The sequence below is a fragment of the Terrabacter sp. AAH1 genome (assembly GCF_054456855.1).
This window is the reverse complement of record NZ_JBTJJV010000007.1, coordinates 189,702-209,988: the sequence shown is the minus strand read 5'-3', so window position 1 is coordinate 209,988 and position 20,287 is coordinate 189,702. Positions and strand designations below refer to the sequence as shown.

Here is a 20,287-nt window from a genome sequence, read left to right as displayed (position 1 = left end):
CTGATCAGACCAAGCAAGCTTGATCGTCACCGTTCGACTTGCATGTGTTAAGCACGCCGCCAGCGTTCGTCCTGAGCCAGGATCAAACTCTCCGTTGATGTTCAAACACCCACCCCGAAAAAGAGTGAGCAAACTTTGAACCCCTGAAGGGTCCGAAAACCTGACTGAAGTCGAACAACCAGCTCAAAATAGCTAGAAGTTCAATTCAACCAAAGGATAATTCGTCCAAGACACCACACACCCACCCGCTATCGAGTGGCCGTGCCGCGCCTCGGGACGAGGTAATTGGCATCGATTTTTGACACGCTGTTGAGTTCTCAAGAATCGGACACACACCATCAACCACCTCCACGAGGAGGCCTCCGGGGCAACCCTTCAAACTTACCCGCCTCAAGCTTGGGAGTCAAACCCGCGAACCAGCCTTCAGACCGTCCGGATCGACCCGCTTGGAATCAGCGGTTCCTACCCTCCAGAGCCTACCCGATCATCTCGAGCGCTCCGGACCTTCATCCAGCCCCGGGACCGGCCAGCTTCGCTCGGTGATCTCTCACCGCCGCGGTGGCGTCCGTTCCTCCCTGTCGGGCTGACGAAGAGAACATTAACCGGGCCCTCGCGGAAAACACAAATCCGTGGCTCCACACGCGTCAGAAGTGGCGGATCGCGTTGTGTGACAACGGGATCCGCCCTCCTGACGCGCGCTCAGGCCGTCGATGCGGCCTCTCCAGCGTGCTCAGCCACGCCTGGCGGCAGCGAGGTTGCGCCGGCCGCGCTTGATCACGGCCACCGCACCGTGCAGGAAGTCGTCCTCGACGAGCACCTGGTCGGGATCGGTGACCTTGACGTTGTTGAGCGACGCTCCTCCTTCGCCGATGGCTCGCCTCGCCCCGTTGCGCGAGTCGACGAGGCCTACGGCCACGAGGGCGTCGACCAGCGAGGTGCCCACCGCGACGTCGGCCCCGGGCAGCTCGGCGGTCGCGTCGCCGAGGGTGCGTGGGTCGAGACCACTGAGGTCGCCCTTGCCGAACAGCGCCTCGGACGCCGCCTGGACCGCAGCCGTCGCCTGGGCCCCGTGGACGAGCGTCGTCACGTCCGCGGCGAGCACGCGCTGCGCGGTGCGGCGGAAGGGCTCCTCCGCCACCTGCTTCTCGAGGTCGGCGATCTCGTCGGGAGTGCGGTCGGTGAACACCTTCAGCAGCTTGACCACCGACGCGTCCTCGACGTTGATCCAGTACTGGTAGAACGCGTACGGGCTCGTCATGTCGGCACTGAGCCAGACGGCGTTGCCCTCCGACTTGCCGAACTTCGTGCCGGCCGCGTCGGTGAGCAGCGGCGTCGTGAAGCAGTGCACCGACTTTCCCTCGACGCGGTGCACGAGGTCGACGCCGGCCGTGAGGTTGCCCCACTGGTCGGCCCCTCCCGTCTGGAGCGTGCAGCCGTGGGCGCGGTAGAGCTCGAGGAAGTCGAGCGCCTGGAGGATCTGGTAGCTGAACTCCGTGTACGAGATGCCCTGCTCGCTCTCGAGCCTGGCTGCCACGGCGTCCTTGCGCACCATCTGGTTGACCCGGAAGTGCTTGCCGATGTCGCGCAGGAAGTCGAGGGCGCTGATCGGCGCCGTCCAGTCGAGGTTGTTGACGAGCAGCGCCGCGTTGTCGCCCTCGAACGCGAGGAACGGTCGCACCTGCTCCTGGATGCGCGCCACCCAGTCGGCCGTCTGCTCCTTGGTCTTCAGCACCCGCTCGGACGTCGGACGCGGGTCACCGATGAGCCCCGTGGACCCACCCACGAGGCAGATGACCTTGTGCCCCGCCCGCTGGAAGTGCCGCAGGACGACGAGCTGCACGAGGTTGCCGAAGTGCAGCGACGGAGCGGTCGGGTCGAACCCGCAATACAGCGTGAGGGGTCCCTCCGCGAGTGCTTCGCGCAGCGCCGCCTCGTCGGTGGACTGCGCCACCAGGCCGCGCCACTGCAGCTCGTCGAAGATGTCCGTCACGGGTATCGGTGTCCTCTCTGTCGGTCGGGCTCCCTGCCCGCCGCGGCCAAGCCTGCCGTATGCCGCCCTGCCGGAGCCACCGAGTACCGACGGATGGCCGTCCGGCCGCCCCGCGCGTCAGCGTCGCTTGCGCACGACCCCGGGCCGGTAGGCCGACACGCTGGGCTCGCCGTCGACCCAGAAGCGCCACGGATACCTCGCTCCGTCACCACCCGGTCCGCTCACCCCGACGCGGGGGCCCACGCGCACGTCGGCCGCCTCGACCGGCTCCCCCGCGCTGACGACGAGGTCGATGGGCTCGCCGAGTGGCGGGCGGCAGAAGTCGAGCCCGGTCTGCTCGCGCCCCATCGCGAGCGCCTGGCCGAGGCGCCCGGGCCCGCGGGCCCAGTCTCGCTCGCGCACCGGTCCCCTGCGGGAGCGGACGAGGTCGTGGCCGGCGACCACCTCGCCGGCGCGCACGAGGACGGCCGCGGCCGTGCCCACCTCACCCGCCACGAGGTTGACGCACCAGTGGTGGCCGTAGGTGAAGTAGACGTACGTGAAGCCTGCCGGGCCGAACATCGGCTGGGTGCGTGGCGTCATGCCGCGGAAGGCGTGCGACCCGGGGTCGATCTCGCCGGCATACGCCTCGAGCTCGGTCAGCCGGAGCGTGACCCCGCCGTACGACAGGTGTCGGCCGAGGAGCTCGGGCGCGACCTCCACGGACGGGCGGGCGAAGAACTCCCGTGGGAGGCGTTCGTCGACGGACACCTCGTCACCGTAGCCGGAGCCTCAGACGCCGGCGTCGACCCACGCGCGGGCGAGGGCTGCTCGCTCGCCGGCAGCCACGAGCTGCTCGCCGACCCGGACGGGGGCGGTGCCACCCACCGCGTCACGCGACGCGAGGGAGCCCTCGACAGAGAGCACGCTGCGCACCTCGGGCGTCAGGTGCTCGCTGATGCGGGCGAAGTCGTCGTCGGTGAGGTCCCACAGCTCGATGCCGCGGGACTCGCAGTCGCGCACGCAGGCCCCCGCCACCTCGTGGGCCACCCTGAACGGGACACCCTCGCGCACGAGCCACTCCGCGATGTCGGTCGCGAGTGCGAAACCCTGCGGCGCGAGGGACTCGAGCCGGTCGGTGTGGAAGGTCAGCGTCGCGACCATGCCGGAGAAGGCCGGGAGCAGCACCTCGAGGGTGTCGACCGCGTCGAAGACGGGCTCCTTGTCCTCCTGCAGGTCCCGGTTGTAGGCGAGGGGCAGCGCCTTGAGGGTCGTGAGCAGGCCCGCGAGGTCGCCGACGAGACGGCCGGCCTTGCCTCGCGCGAGCTCGGCGACGTCGGGGTTCTTCTTCTGCGGCATGATGCTCGACCCGGTGGAGTACGCGTCGTCGAGCGTCACGAACGAGAACTCCTTCGTCGCCCAGATGACGACCTCTTCGGCGATGCGCGAGATGTCGACCGCGGTCATCGCCGCCACGAAGGCGAACTCGGCGACGAAGTCGCGCGAGGCTGTGCCGTCGATGGAGTTCTCGACGGCACGGGCGAAACCGAGGTCCTTGGCGACGAGCTCGGGGTCGAGGCCGAGCGACGAGCCGGCCAGGGCACCGGAGCCGTAGGGCGACGCGTCGGTGCGGGCGTCCCAGTCGCGCAGCCGGTCGACGTCACGCAGCAGCGCCCAGGCGTGGGCCAGCAGGTGGTGGCTGAGCAGCACCGGCTGGGCGTGCTGCAGGTGCGTGCGCCCGGGCATCGAGACCCCGAGGTGCTGCTGCGCCTGCGCGACGAGCGCGTCGACGACGTCGAGCACGAGACCACCGACGACCCGGGCGTGCTCGCGCAGGTACATGCGGAAGAGGGTCGCCACCTGGTCGTTGCGCGAGCGCCCCGCACGAAGGCGGCCGCCGAGCTCGGGGCCCACCCTCTCGATGAGGCCGCGCTCGAGGGCGGTGTGCACGTCCTCGTCGTCCTCCGCCGGCACGAACGCACCCGACACAACGTCCGCCTCCAGCCGGTCGAGGCCCTCGAGCATGCCGGTCAGGTGCTCCGGCGTGAGCAGCCCGGCGGCGTGCAGCACCCGCGCGTGCGCCCGCGAGCCCGCGATGTCATGCGGGGCGAGACGCCAGTCGAAGTGCGTGCTCTTCGACAGCGCGGCCAGCGCCTGGTCCGGGCCACCGGCGAAGCGCCCGCCCCAGAGGCTGACGCGGTCGGCGGGCTTCTCGCCGGTGCCGGTGGGGGCGTCGGTCGTCATCGGTGGTGCCTCCTGCACGTGGTACGGGTCAACAACGGGTGGATCAGTCGCGCGGACCGACGAGGGCCTGCAGCCGCTCGGCCACCGCCACCGCCTGCTTCGCGCCCGCCGTGACGATCATGATCGTGTCGTCGCCGGCGATGGTGCCCACGACGTCGGGGTCGCGGGCCTGGTCGATGGCCGAGGCGAGGTAGTTGGCGGCACCCGGCGGGGTGCGGAGCACCACGAGGCTCTGCGCGGGTGTCGCCGAGACGAGCAGCTCCTCGCACGTGCGACGCAGGCGCGCCGAGGCCGCGTCACCGATCGAGCCGACGGCGGGCAGCTCTCCACCCTCCCCGGGGACGGCGTACACGAGGGCCCGCCCGCGGCGTACCTTGACGGCGCCGAGCTCGACGAGGTCGCGCGAGAGCGTCGCCTGGGTGACCTCGGTGCCCTCGGCGACGAGCAGGTCGGACAGCTCCCCCTGGCTGTGCACGGCGTGGGCGCCGAGGAGCTCGACGATGCGGCGCTGCCGCTGGGTGCGGCTCATGACGTGGCCTCCCCCGCCGCCCGCGCGGACGCGAGGATCGCCGGGAGGGCGTCGAGGAACCCGCGCAGCTCGCGCTCGGAGATGACGAGGGGCGGGGCGAGCCGGATCGCGGTCGGCGTGACGGCGTTGACGATGAAGCCGGCCTCGCGCGCCGCGGCCATGGCCGCTGCCGACGGTATGCCGTCGAGCTCGACCGCGCGGAGCAGACCCCGACCGCGGGTGCCGGCGACGCCCTCCACGTCGAGATCGTCGAGCAGGGCGCCGACCTCGCGGACGTGCGCGAGCAGCCCGTCGCGCTCGATGGTGTCGAGGACGGCGAGACCCGCGGCGCAGGCGAGTGGATTGCCGCCGAACGTCGTGCCGTGCTGCCCTGCCGCGAGCATGCCGGTGACCTCGGGGCCGAACGTCACCAGGGCCCCGATGGGCACTCCTCCACCGAGACCCTTCGCCAGCGTCATCGCGTCGGGGACGACGCCGGAGGGTTGGTGGGCGAACCAGTCGCCGGTGCGGCCGATGCCGGTCTGGATCTCGTCGAGCACGAGCAGGGCGCCGTGCTGGGAGGTGGCGGCGCGGGCCGCACGCAGGTAGTCGGGACTCAGCTCGCGTACGCCTGCCTCACCCTGGATCGGCTCGAGGAACACCGCGGCGGTCGAGCCGTCGACGGCGGCGTCCAGGGCCTCGACGTCGTTCGGCGGCACGAAGACCACGCCCGGGAGGAGCGGCTCGAACGGCTCGCGGTAGGCCGCCTTGTGGGTCAGGGCCAGCGCGCCCGTCGAGCGGCCGTGGAAGGAGCCCTCGAGCGCCACGATGCGGCTGCGGCCCGTGCGCCGCGACAGCTTGACGGCCGCCTCGGTGGCCTCGGTGCCGGAGTTGGCGAAGAAGACCCCGGAGCCCGCCGGGGCGCCGCTCACAGACAGGATCCGCTCAGCGAGCGCGATGGCCGGCTCGGACGTGAAGAAGTTCGAGATGTGGATGGCCGACTCGGCCTGCTTGGCCACCGCCTGCACGAGTGCCGGGTGGCCGTGGCCGAGGGCGTTGACCGCGATGCCCGAGAGCAGGTCGAGGTAGCGCTTGCCGTCGACGTCGGTGACCCAGCAGCCGTGGCCCTCGGCGAGGACCAGCTGCGGCGCGCCGAACACCTGCACCATCGCGCCGGCGTAGCGCCCGAGCAGCTCGCTCCCGGTCGTCATGCGTCCTCCTGGGCCGGTGCGCCGAGCGAGCCGGAGATGTCGGGCAGCACCATCGTGCCGATGCCCTCGTCGGTGAAGATCTCGAGCAGGATCGAGTGCGGCGTGCGCCCGTCGACGACGTGTGTCTGCGGCACGCCGCCCTCGACGGCCCGGATGCAGGCCTCGAGCTTGGGCACCATGCCGTGGTCGACGCGAGAGAGCAGCTCGTGCGCCGCGCTGACCGTGATGGTCGACAGCAGCGAGCCCCGGTCGGGCCAGCTGGCGTAGATGCCCTCGACGTCGGTGAGCACGACGAGCTTCTCGGCGCCGAGCGCGACCGCGATGGCCGCGGCGGCGGTGTCGGCGTTGACGTTGAGGACCTGGCCCTCGACGTCGAGGTCGGGGGCGATCGTGGAGACGACCGGGACCCGACCGGCGTCGAGGATGTCGATGATGGCCGACGGGTTGACGCTCTCGACGTCGCCCACGAGACCCAGGTCGACCTCCTCGCCGTCGACGACGGTGCCGCGACGCCGGGCGCCGAGCAGCCCGGCATCCTCGCCGGAGAGCCCGACCGCGATGGGGCCGTGCTGGTTGAGCAGGCCGACGAGCTCGCGCCCCACCTGGCCGGTGAGGACCATGCGCACGACGTCCATGACCTCGGGCGTGGTGACGCGCAGGCCCCCCTTGAACTCGCTCTCGAGGCCGACGCGCTCGAGCATGGCCTTGATCTGCGGACCGCCGCCGTGGACGACGACGGGCCGCAGCCCGGCGTACCGGAGGAAGGCGATGTCCTCGGCAAAGGCCGCCTTGAGGGCGTCGTCGACCATCGCGTTGCCGCCGTACTTCACGACGACGAGGGCGCCGCGGAAGCGCTCGAGCCAGGGAAGCGCCTCCACGAGGGTGGCGGCCTTGCTCGCTGCCACGCGGATGGCGGCGGCGTCGATGAGTCCGCGCAGGTTGCCGCGCGTGGACGTGGCGCGGGCGTTGTCGGGGCTCATGTGCTGTAGGCCGAGTTCTCGTGGACGTAGTCGTGGGTCAGGTCGTTGGTCCAGACGGTGGCGGTATCGGACCCGGCGTGCAGGTCGACGAGGACGTGGACCTCGCGCGGCGTGAGGTCGACGAGGCCGCGGTCGTCGCCGACGCCGCCGGCGCGGCAGACCTGGACGCCGTTCATCGACACGTCGAGCGTGGCGGGCTCGAACGCCGCCCGGGTGGTGCCCATGGCCGCGAGCACCCGGCCCCAGTTCGGGTCGTTGCCGAAGATCGCGCACTTGAACAGGTTGTTGCGCGCCACGGCCCGCGCGACCTCGAGGGCGTCGTCGACGGTGGCTGCACCCGTCACCTCGATCGCGATGTCGTGGGCGGCGCCCTCGGCGTCGGCGATGAGCTGTCGGGCGAGGTCGGACGAGACGGCCGTCAGGGCGTCGGTGAGGCTCTCGCGCCCCACCGTCACGCCCGACGCGCCCGAGGAGAGCACGACCACGGTGTCGTTGGTCGACATGCAGGCGTCGGAGTCGATGCGGTCGAAGGAGAGCGCGGTGGCGGACCTCAGGGCGGCGTCGAGGTCGGCGGGGTCGACGACGGCGTCGGTCGTGACCACGACGAGCATCGTCGCGAGCGCGGGGGCGAGCATGCCGGCCCCCTTGGCCATGCCGGAGACGGACCACCCCTCACCGGCGTGGGTCGCGACCTTGTGCACGGTGTCGGTGGTCTTGATGGCGACCGCCGCGTCCTCGTGTCCGTCGGGCGACAGCGCCCCCGCCGCGGCGTCGATGCCGGCGATGATCTTGTCCATCGGCAACAGCTCGCCGATGAGGCCGGTCGAGCAGACGACGACGTCACCCGCCGAGACACCCAGCACCCCTGCCACGTGCTCGGCCGTGCGGTGCGTGTCGAGGAACCCCTGGGCCCCGGTGCACGCGTTGGCACCCCCCGAGTTGAGCACGACGGCATCGACCCGACGGTCGGCCACGACCTGGCGCGACCACGTGACCGGGGCGGCCTCGACCCGGTTGCTGGTGAACACGGCGGCGGCGTGGTGGTCGGGACCGTCGTTGACGACGAGGGCGAGGTCGGGCGTGCCGCTAGCCTTGAGGCCGGCGGTCACCCCGGCGGCGCGGAAGCCGGCCGGCAGCCGAACGGTCGGCGCGCTCACGGTGCCACCCCCGCGATGGGCAGGCCGAGGGTCTCGTCGAGACCCAGGGCGATGTTCGCGCACTGGACGGCGGCGCCGGCCGTGCCCTTGGTGAGGTTGTCGACCGCCGAGACGACCACGACCCGGCCCAGCCGCTCGTCGACGGCGAGCTGCAGCTGGACGTGGTTGCTGCCGACGACCGCAGCCGTGGTGGGCCAGGAGCCCTCGGGCAGCACGTGGACGAAGGGCTCCGTGGCGTACGCCTTCTCCCACGTCTCGCGGACCGCCGCCGGGTCGGCGTCGGGCCGCAGGCGAGCCGTGCACGTCGCGAGGATGCCGCGCGGCATGGGGGCGAGGGTCGGCGTGAACGAGACGGTGACCGGCCCACCCGCCGCCCGGCCGAGGTTCTGCTCGATCTCCGGTGTGTGGCGGTGTCCGCCACCGACGCCGTAGGGCGACATGGAGCCCATCACCTCGCTGCCGAGCAGGTGGGGCTTGAGGGACTTGCCCGCGCCGGACGTGCCGGAGGCGGCGACGACGACGACGTCGTCGGGCTCCAGCAGGCCGGCCGAGAAGCCGGGCGCGAGGGCGAGCGAGATGCCCGTGGGGTAGCACCCCGGCACCGCGATCCGCCGCGCCCCGGCGAGCCGCTCGCGCTGCACGGAGCCGGCCGGCCCGGGCAGCTCCGGCAGGCCGTAGGGCCACGAGCCGGCATACGCCGTGTCGTAGAAGGTGGTCCACGCCGACTCGGACTCGAGCCGGAAGTCGGCCCCGCAGTCGATGACGACGACCGAGTCGGGCAGCCGGGCCGCGAGCGCGGCCGAGTGGCCGTGCGGCAGCGCGAGGAAGACGACCTCGTGGCCCGAGAGCGTGTCGACGTTCGTCTCCTCGAGCACGCGGTCGGCGAGCGGGACCAGGTGGGGGTGGACGGCACCGAGCCGCTCCCCCGCGCTGCTCGCCGCCGTGACGGCACCGACCTCGAACTGCGGGTGGGCGAGCAGCAGCCGGAGGATCTCTCCTCCGGCGTAGCCGCTCGCCCCCGCTACTGCTGCCCTGATCACAATGCATGACTATACACGATCATGCATATTCGTGCATGGACGGTCTCAGCGCTGGACGGCCCCCGTCGCCGACGCCGCGGACGCCACGGCGGCGTCACGGAAGCCGTTGACCTCCTCGGTAGTCAGCGTGCGGTCGGTCGCGCGGAACGTGAGGCGGTAGGCGAGCGACTTGCGACCCGCCTCCACGTGCTCGCCCTCGTAGACGTCGAAGAGCGACACCGACTCGAGCGCCTCCCCCGCGCCGGAACGCAGCGCCAACTCGACGTCGGCCGCGGCCACGTCGGACGCCACGAGCAGCGCCACGTCGGTCAGGGCGGGCGGGAACGTGGAGAACGCCTGCGCCTGGACCGGCTCGGCGCTGGCCGCGATGAGCACGTCGACGTCGACCTCGGCGGCCACCGTTCGCGCCGGCAGCTCCAGCGCGGCGACCACCTTCGGGTGCAGCTCGCCGGCGTGGCCCACGAGCGTGCCGTCGAGGAGCGTGATGCGTGCGCACCGGCCCGGGTGCCACGGGGCGTGGGCGGGGTCGTTCGCGACGACCACCGGCACGGCCAGGGCGGACGCGACCGTCTGGACCGCGGCGACCATGTCGCTCCAGTCCGCGGCACGGCCCGGGCCCCACCAGCCGGCGGGCTCCGTCTGGCCGGTCGCGAGGATGCCCGCGCGACGCGGCTGTGTCGGCACGGCGGCATACAGGCGCTCGAGGGTGTCGGCGTCGGGACGCGTCGCCACGCTCGGGATCGGCGCGGTGCCCAGCGGGCCGCCCGGGCGGAAGACGAGACCCAGCTCGTAGATCGCGACGTCCTTCTGCCCGCGGGCCACGTTGCGGCGCAGCGTGTCGACGAGGCTCGCCAGGATCGACGTGCGCAGCAGCGGCCGCTCCTCGGACAGCGGGTTGGCGAGGCGCACGGCGTGACGCCGGTCGTCGTCGGCCGGGAGCATGAGCTGGTCGGCCAGACCTTCGGCGACGAACGGGTAGCTGAGCACCTCGGTCAGGCCGAAGCCCGCGAGGGCGTCGGCGACGACGCGACGAGCCCGCTGGGCGTGCGTGAGCCCACGGCCCTCGGTCGGGGTCGGGGTGATCGACGGGATGTTGTTGTACCCGTCGATCCGCGCGACCTCCTCGGCGTAGTCGGGCGCGTCGACGAGGTCGGGGCGCCACGACGGCGGGGTGACGAGGACGTGCCGGTCGTCGGTGCCGGCGCCCTGCTCGTCGACCGAGCACCCGAGGTCGCGCAGGATGCCGACGACCCGCTCGCGGGCGTAGTCGACACCGACGATGCGAGAGGGCTCGGTGACGTCGAGGCGGTAGGCCACCCGGTCGGTCGTGCGGTCGACGTCGGTGACGCCCGGGTCGACGGTGCCGCCGCCGTGCTCCACGAGGAGGTCGACGGCGAGCTGGGCTGCCGCCGCCGTCACCTTCGGGTCGACGCCGCGCTCGAAGCGCTTGGAGGCCTCGGTGACGAGGCGGTGGCGGCGTGACGAGCGCGCGACCGTGGTCGGGTCGAAGTGCGCGGCCTCGATGAGCACGTCGGTGGTCGTGTCGGACACCTCGGACGACGCGCCACCCATGACACCCGCGATGGCGAGCGGCTGCTCACCGCCGTCGGTGATGAGCAGGTCGTCGACGTTCAGCGCGCGCTCGACGTCGTCGAGGGTCGTGAGCTTCTCGCCGACGCGCGCGCGGCGCACCACGACCGATCCGGACAGCCGGTCGACGTCGAAGGCGTGCAGCGGCTGACCCACGGCGAGCATGACGTAGTTCGTCACGTCGACGGCCAGCGAGATGGGTCGCATCCCGGCCTGCGTCAGCCGCCGGGCCATCCACGACGGCGTCTGTCGCGTCGGGTCGATGCCACGGACGATGCGGGCGACATAGCGGTCGCAGCCCTCGTTGCCGTCGATCGGCGAGTCGTCCTTGAGCTCCACGGTGTAGCCGTCGCCATTGGCGTCGGGCGCGACCACGGCAGCCGGGTCGCGGAAGCCGCCCTCGGGGCTGCCCTGGGCGTGCCAGTACTCGCGGGCGAGCCCGCGCAGCGAGAAGCAGTAGCCGCGGTCGGGGGTGACGTTGGTCTCGACCGTCTCGTCGGCCAGCCCCAGGAGGGCGATGGCGTCGTCCCCGGGGCTCAGCGATGCGGCGCGCTCCTCGCCCAGCAGCCGGCTGAGCACGATGATGCCCTCGTGGTCGTGTCCGAGGCCGATCTCGTCCTCGGCGCAGATCATGCCGTTGGACATGCGGCCGTACGTCTTGCGCGCCGAGATCTCGAATCCACCGGGCAGCACGGCGCCGGGCAGCACCACGACGACGAGGTCGCCGACCTCGAAGTTCGTGGCGCCACAGACGATCTCCTGGTGCTTGCCCTCGGTGAGCATCTGGCCGTTCTGCCCCACGTCGACGACGCAGTAGCGGATCGGCTTGCCGTTCTTCTGGACCTGCTCCTCGAGCTCGAGGACGCGACCCACGACGAGCGGGCCGGTGATGTCGCCCCCGTGGAGGTCCTCCTCCTCGAGGCCCACGCTGACAAGGCTCGCAGCCACGTCGGCGCCGCGCGCCCCGGGCGCGAGATCGGTGTACTCGGCGAGCCAGCTGAGCGGCGTACGCATGTCAGGCCCCCATCCCGAACTGCTGCGAGAAGCGGATGTCGCCCTCGACGATCTCGTGCATGCCCTGCACCCCGTGGCGCAGCTGGAGCGCGCGCTCGATGCCCAGCCCGAACGCGAAGCCGGAGTAGACGTCGGGGTCGATGCCGCACGTGCGCAGCACCTTGCGGTTGACCATGCCGGAGCCTCCCAGCTCGATCCAGCCGGAGCCGCCGCAGGTGCGGCACGGCTCGGCGCTGCCCCAGGTCTCCTCGCCGTGGCAGGCGAAGCAGAGGAAGTCGGTCTCCATGCTGGGCTCGGTGAAGGGGAAGTAGTTGGCGCGCACCCGGGTGCGGGTGTCCTCGCCGAACATGATGCGGACGAACGCGTCGAGCGCGCCGCGCAGGTGGGCCATCGTCAGGCCCTTGTCGATGGCGAGGCACTCGATCTGGTGGAAGACCGGGGTGTGCGTCGCGTCGAGGTCGTCCGTGCGGAACACCTTGCCCGGGGCCACGATGTAGATCGGCGGCTCCTGCTCGAGCATGGTGCGGATCTGCACCGGCGAGGTCTGGGTGCGCAGGACGAGGCCGGAGTCGACCGGGTCGAGGAAGAAGGTGTCCTGCATCTGGCGCGCGGGGTGGTCCGGGCCGAGGTTGAGGGCGTCGAAGTTGAGCCACTCGCTCTCGAGCTCGGGGCCCTCGGCGACCTCCCAGCCCATGCCGACGAAGGCGTCGACGAGGCGTTGGGCGACGAGCTCGATCGGGTGCCGCGCACCCGTGAGGCGACGCAGGGCGGGCACGGTGACGTCGACGCGCTCCTCGACGAGGATGCGCTCGTCGCGCTCGGCCTCGAGCTCGGCCTGGCGCGCCGAGAGGGCCTGGCCGACCCGTCCGCGGGCCTGGCCGACGCGCTTGCCGGCCTCTGCCTTGGCGCTCGGCGGCAGCGCGCCGATCTCGCGGTTGGCGAGGGCCAGCGGACTCTTCTCGCCCTGGTGCGCGATGCGCACGGCCTTGAGGTCGTCGAGCGAGGCGGCGGCCGCGATCGCGGCGAGGGCCTCCTGCACGGCTGAGTCGACGTTGGCCGGGTCGAGCGCGGAGACCTCGACCGGGTCGTAGTTCGTGTTGGGTCCGGACATCGGCGTGCGTTCGCTGCTCTCGCTCGGGGGGTCTCGATGGGGTCGGTTCTGGGCTGCCAGTCTAGGGGCGTGTGCGACCGGGCCTGCCGCCCGCCCGGCCCGCGGTCAGCTCCCGAAGGCCTCGGGCAGCCCGGCGGGCAGCCGCACGACGAAGCGGGCGCCGCCCGCCGCGTTGTCGGAGACGTGCACCGTGCCCCCATGGGCCTCGACGAGTCCGCGGACGACGTAGAGGCCGAGGCCGGTGCTGGCGTTGGAGGGCCCGTGCCAGAAGCGGCCGAAGATCTTCTCGCGGTCGGCCGGGGGTATGCCGTCACCCTCGTCGTCGACCTCGACGACCACGGACTCGGGTGAGTCGCCGAGCTCGCCCCCGCGGTCGAGGGTCACCGTGACGCGTCCGTCGCCGTGGAGCAGGCCGTTCTCGATGAGGTTGAAGAAGATCTGCTCCAGCCGGTCGGTGTCGGCCCACATCTCGGGGAGTCCGTCGGACGACGCCTCCGCGCCCAGCTGCAGGCGCACCGTGCCCGTGGAGCGACCGAGCTCGTAGCGGGTGACGTGCTTCGACAACAGCGCGTGGAGGTCGACGGGGCCTCGGCGCAGGTTGAGGTTGTCGGAGTCGAGGCGCGAGATGTCGAGCAGCTCGGTGATGAGCCTGGTCAGCCGGGTCGCGTCCGCCTCGATCGTCTCGATCATGAGGCGCTTCTGCTCGTCGGTGAAGCGTTCCCACCTTCGGAGCAGGCTGCTCGTGAAGCCGGTGACGGACGTCAGCGGCGCCCGCAGCTCGTGCGCCACCGTCGAGAGGACGGTGGCCTGGTCGCGTTCGGCGCGCTGGCGCGCCTCGGCGTCCCGCAGGCCGAGCATGACGCGTGCGACCGCGCCGTCCGGCCCCGAGCGGATGTAGCGGGCGGTGACGAGGACGTCGTGGCCCTTGGGTGCGACGAGGAGCTTCTCGCGGTGGCCGGGGCGGCTGGCGAGGCCGTTCCACGGGTCGGTGTGGGCCCACCAGTCGCGCCCGTACTTGTCGGTGAGGGGCAGCCCCTCGTCGAGCGGTCGCCCCTCGAGGTCGGCCTTGTCGCACTCGAGGATGCGCAGCGCCTCGGTGTTGACGAAGCGGATGCGCCGGTCACCGCCGACGACGACGAGGCCGTCGGGGAGCATCTCGCCCATCTGCGCGACCGGTGCCACGCTGGCCGCCGACTCGGGGAGGCCAGAACCGGTCCCGTCGGCGGAGGTCATGGTCCCGAGGATAGCCACGGCGGACCGCGCGTTGGGTCAGCGGCGGGTGCGGCGTGCCTCGGCCGAGGCGTAGAGGCAGACGGTTGCCGCCATGGCGAGGTTGAGGGACTCGGCGTGCCCGTAGATGGGGACGCGCACGACCTCGTCGCAGGCGTCGCGGGTCTCCAGGGGCAGCCCCCACGCCTCGTTGCCCATCACCCAGGCATGGGCGCCGGTGAGGTCGGCCTCGTGCAGCAGGGTGGTGCCGGCCCCGTCGGCGGCCAGCAGTCGGATGCCGCGGGCACGCAGAGCGTCGAGGATCTCGGCCACCGTCGCGCCGGTGCTCACGGGCAGGTGCCAGAGGGAACCGACGGTGGAGCGCACGACCTTGCTGTTGTAGACGTCGACGCTCGCGTCGCTGACGATGACGGCGTCGGCTCCGGCGGCGTCGGCTCCGCGGATGACGGTGCCGGCGTTGCCGGGGTCACGCACGTTCGTCAGGACGCAGACCAGAGCGTCGGCGGGCAGGTCGGCGAGCGCCTCCTCGAGGGGGACGTCGAGCACCCGGCAGACGGCCGCGATGCCCTGCGGGGACTCGGTGTCGCACATGGCGGCGAGCACCTCCGCGCTGACCTCGTGCACCCAGAGCTCGGCGGCGCGGGCCGCGTCGACGATGGCCGTATGCCGCTCGGCCGCCTCGGTGGTCACGTAGACGTCGCGGACCAGCTCGGGCCGGAAGGCGACCGCCTCACGGACGGCCTGCGGCCCCTCCGCGAGGAACTCCCCGGTGCGCGAACGCACCGAACGCCGGGACAGCGCCCGTACGGCCTTGACCCGATCGGATCGGGTGTTGGTCAGCACGGGGTGTCCCGGCGTTCGGTGTGCGCTGCGGCTGTCAGTGGACAGGCGGCGTCGCTCAGGCTGCGTCGCCGGCGACCTTCGCCTCGGCCTGTGCCGGGACGTTGGCGCGGGAGAGCTCCACGAGCGCGGTGAAGGCCGGCGCGTCGTTGACGGCCAGGTCGGCGAGGATCTTGCGGTCGACCTCGACACCGGCGGCCTTGAGGCCCTGCATGAACCGGTTGTAGGTCATGCCGTTGGCGCGGGCCGCGGCGTTGATGCGCTGGATCCAGAGGCGACGGAAGTCACCCTTCTTGGCGCGGCGGTCACGGTAGGCGTAGCCCAGCGAGTGGGTGACCTGCTCCTTGGCCTTGCGGTAGAGACGCGACCGCTGACCGCGGTAACCGCTCGCGCGCTCGAGAACGACGCGACGCTTCTTCTGGGCGTTGACCGCCCGCTTCACGCGTGCCACGTGAATACTCCTTCTCTGCTTGGTGCAGTGCTTCGTGCTGCTGGCTTACCGGAGACCCGGCTGCTCAGCGAGATGCTGATTGGTGGGGGTCCCGGCTCACTTGCCGAGGAGCTTCTTGGCCTTCTTGGCGTCCGGCTTGGCGAGCTCGACGTCGTTCGCGATGGAACGCATCTTCTTGCTCGACTTGTGCTCGAGCAGGTGGCGACCGCCGGCCTGCTCGCGCATGACCTTGCCGGTGCCCGTGAGGCGGAAACGCTTCTTCGCACCGCTGTGCGTCTTCATCTTCGGCATGGGGGCCGATCTCCTTCGTGTTGCGTGCGTCAGTGGACGTACGTGGTCTGTCGTGCCGGGTGCTCGAGACTGGGCTCTCGCCTCCGGCGGGTCACCGCGCGCCTGTCACTCGGCGGCGGCGGTGGCCTCGTCGGTCTGCGGGGCGGCCTCTGCGGCCGCGGGCTGCTCGCCTGCCGGCTGCTCGCCTGCGGGCTGCTCGGCCGTCGCCGGGCGCTGCTCGCGGGAGCGACGCTGCTCGGCCTTGGCCTCCGCCTTCTTCTTGGTCGGGCCGATCACCATGATCATGTTGCGGCCGTCCTGCTTCGGGGCCGACTCGACGAAGCCGAGCTCGGCGATGTCCTCGGCGAGGCGCTCGAGCAGACGGCGACCGAGCTCGGGTCGCGACTGCTCGCGACCGCGGAACATGATCGTCACCTTGACCTTGTCGCCGGCCTTGAGGAACCGCTCGACGTGGCCCTTCTTGGTGCCGTAGTCGTGCGGGTCGATCTTCGGTCGGAGCTTGATCTCCTTGATGACGGTGTTGACCTGGTTCTTGCGCGCTTCCCGTGCCTTCATGGCGGCTTCGTACTTGAACTTGCCGAAGTCCATGAGCTTGGCGACCGGCGGCTTGGCCATGGGGGCCACCTCGACGAGGTCGAGGTTCGCCTCCTCGGCCAGACGCAGCGCGTCCTCGACGCGGACGATGCCGACCTGCTCGCCGTTGGGGCCAACCAAGCGCACTTCCGGGACCCGGATGCGCTCGTTGATGCGAGGCTCGCTGATGTGGTGCTCCTAAGTTCGAGAAATGGGTGACCAGACGGGTTCTGCTGTCCTGCTGCGACCACAACGAGAAAAGGGCTCCCCGTGTGTGCACGAGGAGCCCAAGGATCGCGTATGCCGGACGGTCGCCGTCACGTCACACGGCTCGTCACGCGCACCGCGGGACGGCACGCCTGTCGAGCAGACCTTGACCCGGCAACCCTGAGGTCGACGCGGGTGGAAGCGAGCTTCTCTTGCACGTCGTCACCCTGTTCCGCCGGAGCGGGAGTCGGGTGACGGCTGGTCAGTGCTCCATGTTAGCAGCCGGGACGGCTCGATCCGAATCGGCGCCGGAGCCGCTCGTCGTCCCGGTGGCGGCGGACGGCAGCGAACCCGAGCCCGCGCCGCGGGAGCGAGAGCGCCCGGCGGCCACCAGGCCGGCTGCTGCGACGAGCACGCCGAGCAGCGAGACGACGACGAAGCCCCACTGCCAGCCGCCGTGGTCGATGGCGAACCCGGCCAGCGGCGCACCGAGCGCCGACCCAGCGGTCATGGCCGAGCCGTGCCAGCCCATCATCTCGCCGCGGAAGCGCTCGGGGACGAGGCGGCTCAGCTGCTCGACCGTCGCGGTGATGGTCGGCGCGCAGAGCAGACCCGAGACCGTGACGAGCACCGCGAAGCTGGGCACCCCGACGGCGAGCGCGACGGGCAGCGTCAGCGCCGCGAGACCACCGAGGAGCCAGAAGACGGAGAAGGACCGGTGCCAGGCGCCGTAGACGAGGCCGCCCACCAGGGAGCCGGCGCCCCACAGGGCGAGCACCCAGCCGATCGACTGCGTGGCGTCGTAGGTGCGCAGGGCCGCGACGATGGAGACGTCGGTGCCGCTCAGGACCAGCGTGGAGCAGGCGGCCGCGAGGTAGACGGCGGCGACCGGCACGGTGATGAAGCCGCGGAGCGCACGCGGCGCGCGGCCCGTCCGGCCCGCCGCCTCGGACCCGGTCTCGGCCGTGGCGATCGCGTCGGCGCGGGCGCCCTCCCCCTGCTCGTCGGTGGCGGGCGTCGTCGTGTCGGAGGTGAGCGGCGGGTTGACCAGCCAGAGCACGAAGCCGGCCGCGACCGAGGTCAGCTCGCACACGAGCAGCGCCCAGGCCGTGTCGTAGCTGGTGGCGAGCCAGACGCCGATGGCCGGGCCGGCCATGAAGGAGAGCTCGGTCGCCGACGAGTCGAGCGAGAGCGCGGTGCGTGGCTGGTCGGCGGGCACCGAGCGGATGATGACCTGCCGCAGGATCGAGAAGGTCGGCACGACGAAGAGCCCCGCGAGCGCCGCGAAGCCGACGAGCGGCGCGTAGCCCACCCAGGGCGCGATGGACCAACAGACCACCTGGACGACCAGCGACGGGCCGACCGTGCGCCGCAGCCCGATGCGGTCGAGGAGGCGCCCGCGCCACGGACCCGAGACCGCGACGGCGATCGTCGAGGCCGCGGTGACGAGCCCGGCCTCGCCGTAGCTGCGGCCGAGGGACGACACGACGTGCAGCGTGAGGATCACGGCACCGGCCCACATCGGCACACGGATGAAGAAGCCGAGCAGCAGCGCGCCCCGCGTGTCGCGGTTGGCCAGCACCGGCCGGTACGCCCCGAGATCCATGGCGCCAGCCTGTCACCTCGCACCGACACGACGCACTCGGGTTTCGCACTCGGGTTTCGCGCTCGGGTTTCGCGCTCGGGTCGGGTCGGGAGCCTCGCCGCGAAAGGCGGCGCGACGGCATACGCCAAAGGGTCTTGTGACGCGTGGGCGACAGGGGAAAGGTGGGGTCATGGCAAAGACGCCCGGCAGATCAGACCTTCCTGCGGCCCCCAACCCCGCCTCGCCGCAGGACATCCGCAACGTCGTGCTGGTCGGACCCGGCGGGGCCGGCAAGACCGCACTGTTCGAGGCCCTCGTGGCGGCCCGCGTGCCCGGTCAGCGCACCGGCGCGACGGAGCACGTGCGCACGACGACCCTCACCGCCGCCTCGTTCGACTCGGGCCCGGTCACGCTCAACCTGCTCGACACCCCCGGCTACCCCGACTTCGTCGGCGACCTGCGCGCCGGGCTGAGGGCCGCCGACGCCGCGGTGTTCGTGATCTCGGGGGCCGACGACATCGACCGCCCCGTGTCGCTGCTGTGGCGCGAGTGCGCGGCCGTGGGCATGCCGCGGGCGGTCGTCGTCACGCACCTCGACCAGCCCCGCGCCGACTTCGCGGCCACCGTCGAGACGTGCCGTCGCACCTTCGGCGACGCCCGTGCCACGCACTGGCCCACCGTCTCCGACGGCGAGGTCACCGGTGTCGTCGGCCTGCTCACGGGCGAGACCTCGGAGGAGCACGAGGACGCCAGGTCGGCCCTCATCGAGTCGGTCATCGAGGAGTCCGAGGACGCCACCCTGCTCGACCGCTACCTCGAGGGCGAGGCCATCGACACCGAGTCGCTCCTCACGGACCTGCGCGCCGCCATCGCGCAGGGCACCTTCTTCCCCATCGTCCCGGTGTCGCCGCTCACCGGCGCGGGCGTCGAGGAGCTCCTGGGCATGGTCGAGCGCGCCTTCCCCGACCCGACCGTGCACCCGCTGCCGACGGTGACCAGCCCTGCGGGTGGCGCGATCAGCGGCGTCGCCTGCGACCCCGACCAGCCGCTCGTGGCCGAGGTCGTGCGCACGACCACCGACCCGTACGTGGGGCGCCTCTCCCTCGTGCGGGTCTTCTCCGGCACCCTGCGGGTCGACGAGACGGTGCACGTCTCGGGCCACCTGGGCGACTTCGTCGGCCACGAGGTCGCCGGCCACCCCGCGCACGACGACGACGAGCGGGTCGGGCCCCTCGCGGCCCCCTTCATGGACGGCCACCGGCCCAGGGGGACCGCCATCGCCGGCGACCTCGCCCTCGTGTCGAAGCTGACCCGCGGCGAGACGTCCGACACCCTCTCGTCCGCGGAGCGGCCCGCAGTCGTCGCACCGTGGCTGCTGCCCGAGCCCCAGCTGCCGGTGGCGATCCGGGCGGCGACGAAGTCCGACGAGGACAAGCTGGCCGCGGCGCTCCAGCGCATCGTCGCCGAGGACGTCACCGTGCGGCTCGACCACTCGGCCGAGACCGAGCAGGTCGTCCTCTGGACGATGGGCCAGGCCCACGTCGACGACCTCATCGCGCAGCTCGCCGACCGCTACGGCGTCACGGTGACCGCCGAGCCCTACCGCACCGCGCTGCGCGAGACCTTCGTGCGCAAGTGCAGCGTGCAGGGACGTCACGTCAAGCAGTCCGGCGGGCACGGGCAGTACGCCGTCTGCTCCATCGAGATCGAGCCGCTCCCCCGCGGGGCCGGCTTCGAGTTCGTCGACAAGGTGGTCGGCGGCGCCGTGCCGCGCCAGTTCATCCCGTCGGTGGAGAAGGGCGCCCGGCTCCAGCTCGAGAAGGGTCTGCTCACCGGACACCCCGTGGTCGACGTCCGGGTCACGCTCACCGACGGCAAGGCCCACTCCGTCGACTCGTCCGACGTCGCCTTCCAGACCGCCGCGGCCCTCGCGCTCAAGGAGGCCGCCAACGAGTCGACGATGGCGCTGCTCGAGCCGATCGACCGGGTCGACATCACCATCGCGGACGAGTACCTCGGCGCGGTGATGTCGGACCTGCGCGGTCGGCGGGGCCAGGTGCTCGGCACCGAGCCGGCCGACGCGATGGGACCCGAGGGCGGCTGGACCGTGGTGCACGCGGAGGTGCCGTCGTCGGAGCTGTCGCGCTACCCCATCGACCTGCGCTCGGTGTCGCACGGCACGGGCTCGTTCGTGCGCGAGCCGGTGCGCCACGACCTGCTCCCGGCCGACAAGGTGCGCGACCTCCTCAAGGCCTGAACGCCGCCGGGAGCCCTCCCCAGCCACAA

At 72.0% G+C, this 20,287-nt stretch carries 17 protein-coding genes and 1 rRNA gene; 1 reads left to right on the top strand and 17 read right to left on the bottom strand.

The window, feature by feature from the left end:
* From ACXR8F_RS13255 to ACXR8F_RS13175, 17 genes are all read right to left on the bottom strand, one after another.
* Positions 1-98 (bottom strand): 16S ribosomal RNA (locus ACXR8F_RS13255); the annotation flags it as partial.
* A 632-nt stretch (positions 99-730) separates the two neighbouring features.
* Positions 731-1,990 (bottom strand): tyrosine--tRNA ligase, encoded by a 1,260-nt coding sequence (gene tyrS / locus ACXR8F_RS13250; RefSeq protein WP_045193126.1) that lies wholly within the window; start codon positions 1,988-1,990, stop codon positions 731-733.
* Between the two features lie 117 nt (positions 1,991-2,107).
* On the bottom strand, positions 2,108-2,740 hold the full coding sequence (locus ACXR8F_RS13245) for a DNA-3-methyladenine glycosylase (protein WP_045193125.1): 633 nt from the start codon (positions 2,738-2,740) through the stop codon (positions 2,108-2,110).
* A 21-nt stretch (positions 2,741-2,761) separates the two neighbouring features.
* The gene (argH, locus tag ACXR8F_RS13240) at positions 2,762-4,213 is read right to left on the bottom strand and encodes an argininosuccinate lyase (protein WP_045193124.1); all 1,452 of its coding nucleotides are present in this window, start codon (positions 4,211-4,213) and stop codon (positions 2,762-2,764) included.
* Between the two features lie 43 nt (positions 4,214-4,256).
* On the bottom strand, positions 4,257-4,742 hold the full coding sequence (argR, locus tag ACXR8F_RS13235) for an arginine repressor (protein WP_458801085.1): 486 nt from the start codon (positions 4,740-4,742) through the stop codon (positions 4,257-4,259).
* Complete coding sequence (locus tag ACXR8F_RS13230) at positions 4,739-5,932, bottom strand: acetylornithine transaminase (protein ID WP_458801083.1); 1,194 nt, start codon at positions 5,930-5,932, stop codon at positions 4,739-4,741. Before ACXR8F_RS13230 ends, argR begins: the two co-directional genes overlap by 4 nt.
* Positions 5,929-6,912 carry an acetylglutamate kinase gene (gene argB, locus ACXR8F_RS13225; protein ID WP_045193121.1) on the bottom strand — a complete coding sequence of 328 codons (984 nt, stop codon included), beginning with the start codon at positions 6,910-6,912 and terminating at the stop codon, positions 5,929-5,931. The genes ACXR8F_RS13230 and argB overlap by 4 nt, the downstream gene beginning before the upstream one ends.
* Positions 6,909-8,069, bottom strand: coding sequence for a bifunctional glutamate N-acetyltransferase/amino-acid acetyltransferase ArgJ (gene argJ, locus ACXR8F_RS13220; protein WP_458801081.1), 1,161 nt, complete (start codon positions 8,067-8,069; stop codon positions 6,909-6,911). The genes argB and argJ overlap by 4 nt, the downstream gene beginning before the upstream one ends.
* The gene (argC, locus tag ACXR8F_RS13215) at positions 8,066-9,109 is read right to left on the bottom strand and encodes an N-acetyl-gamma-glutamyl-phosphate reductase (RefSeq protein WP_458801079.1); all 1,044 of its coding nucleotides are present in this window, start codon (positions 9,107-9,109) and stop codon (positions 8,066-8,068) included. The genes argJ and argC overlap by 4 nt, the downstream gene beginning before the upstream one ends.
* A gap of 45 nt (positions 9,110-9,154) precedes the next feature.
* A complete protein-coding gene (gene pheT / locus ACXR8F_RS13210) occupies positions 9,155-11,713 on the bottom strand; it encodes a phenylalanine--tRNA ligase subunit beta (protein ID WP_458801077.1) in 2,559 nt (852 codons plus the stop codon).
* Position 11,714: 1 nt separating this feature from the next.
* Positions 11,715-12,824: a phenylalanine--tRNA ligase subunit alpha gene (gene pheS / locus ACXR8F_RS13205; RefSeq protein WP_458801075.1), complete on the bottom strand. Its 1,110-nt coding sequence runs from the start codon at positions 12,822-12,824 to the stop codon at positions 11,715-11,717.
* Positions 12,825-12,929: 105 nt separating this feature from the next.
* Positions 12,930-14,057 (bottom strand): sensor histidine kinase, encoded by a 1,128-nt coding sequence (locus ACXR8F_RS13200; RefSeq protein ID WP_458801073.1) that lies wholly within the window; start codon positions 14,055-14,057, stop codon positions 12,930-12,932.
* A 36-nt stretch (positions 14,058-14,093) separates the two neighbouring features.
* A complete protein-coding gene (locus ACXR8F_RS13195; RefSeq protein ID WP_458801071.1) occupies positions 14,094-14,897 on the bottom strand; it encodes a TrmH family RNA methyltransferase in 804 nt (267 codons plus the stop codon).
* Positions 14,898-14,952: 55 nt separating this feature from the next.
* Positions 14,953-15,345: a 50S ribosomal protein L20 gene (gene rplT / locus ACXR8F_RS13190; RefSeq protein ID WP_045193113.1), complete on the bottom strand. Its 393-nt coding sequence runs from the start codon at positions 15,343-15,345 to the stop codon at positions 14,953-14,955.
* Positions 15,346-15,441: 96 nt separating this feature from the next.
* Positions 15,442-15,636 carry a 50S ribosomal protein L35 gene (gene rpmI, locus ACXR8F_RS13185; RefSeq protein WP_020144695.1) on the bottom strand — a complete coding sequence of 65 codons (195 nt, stop codon included), beginning with the start codon at positions 15,634-15,636 and terminating at the stop codon, positions 15,442-15,444.
* Positions 15,637-15,741: 105 nt separating this feature from the next.
* Positions 15,742-16,350 carry a translation initiation factor IF-3 gene (infC, locus tag ACXR8F_RS13180; RefSeq protein ID WP_458801068.1) on the bottom strand — a complete coding sequence of 203 codons (609 nt, stop codon included), beginning with the start codon at positions 16,348-16,350 and terminating at the stop codon, positions 15,742-15,744.
* 328 nt (positions 16,351-16,678) lie between these two features.
* Positions 16,679-18,022 (bottom strand): MFS transporter, encoded by a 1,344-nt coding sequence (locus ACXR8F_RS13175; protein WP_458801066.1) that lies wholly within the window; start codon positions 18,020-18,022, stop codon positions 16,679-16,681.
* A 169-nt stretch (positions 18,023-18,191) separates the two neighbouring features.
* Between ACXR8F_RS13175 and ACXR8F_RS13170 the strand changes: the two genes are divergently transcribed.
* A complete protein-coding gene (locus ACXR8F_RS13170) occupies positions 18,192-20,258 on the top strand; it encodes an elongation factor G-like protein EF-G2 (protein WP_458801064.1) in 2,067 nt (688 codons plus the stop codon).
* Positions 20,259-20,287 lie beyond the last annotated feature (29 nt).

Excerpts from the sequence above, each read along its gene's own strand:
- argH (WP_045193124.1), bottom strand. The coding sequence starts at position 4,213 with ATGACGACCGACGCCCCCACCGGCACCGGCGAGAAGCCCGCCGACCGC.
- argR (WP_458801085.1), bottom strand. The coding sequence starts at position 4,742 with ATGAGCCGCACCCAGCGGCAGCGCCGCATCGTCGAGCTCCTCGGCGCC.
- ACXR8F_RS13230 (WP_458801083.1), bottom strand. The coding sequence starts at position 5,932 with ATGACGACCGGGAGCGAGCTGCTCGGGCGCTACGCCGGCGCGATGGTG.
- argB (WP_045193121.1), bottom strand. The coding sequence starts at position 6,912 with ATGAGCCCCGACAACGCCCGCGCCACGTCCACGCGCGGCAACCTGCGC.
- pheT (WP_458801077.1), bottom strand. The coding sequence starts at position 11,713 with ATGCGTACGCCGCTCAGCTGGCTCGCCGAGTACACCGATCTCGCGCCC.
- pheS (WP_458801075.1), bottom strand. The coding sequence starts at position 12,824 with ATGTCCGGACCCAACACGAACTACGACCCGGTCGAGGTCTCCGCGCTC.
- ACXR8F_RS13200 (WP_458801073.1), bottom strand. The coding sequence starts at position 14,057 with ATGACCTCCGCCGACGGGACCGGTTCTGGCCTCCCCGAGTCGGCGGCC.
- rpmI (WP_020144695.1), bottom strand. The coding sequence starts at position 15,636 with ATGCCGAAGATGAAGACGCACAGCGGTGCGAAGAAGCGTTTCCGCCTC.
- ACXR8F_RS13175 (WP_458801066.1), bottom strand. The coding sequence starts at position 18,022 with ATGGATCTCGGGGCGTACCGGCCGGTGCTGGCCAACCGCGACACGCGG.
- ACXR8F_RS13170 (WP_458801064.1), top strand. The coding sequence starts at position 18,192 with ATGGCAAAGACGCCCGGCAGATCAGACCTTCCTGCGGCCCCCAACCCC.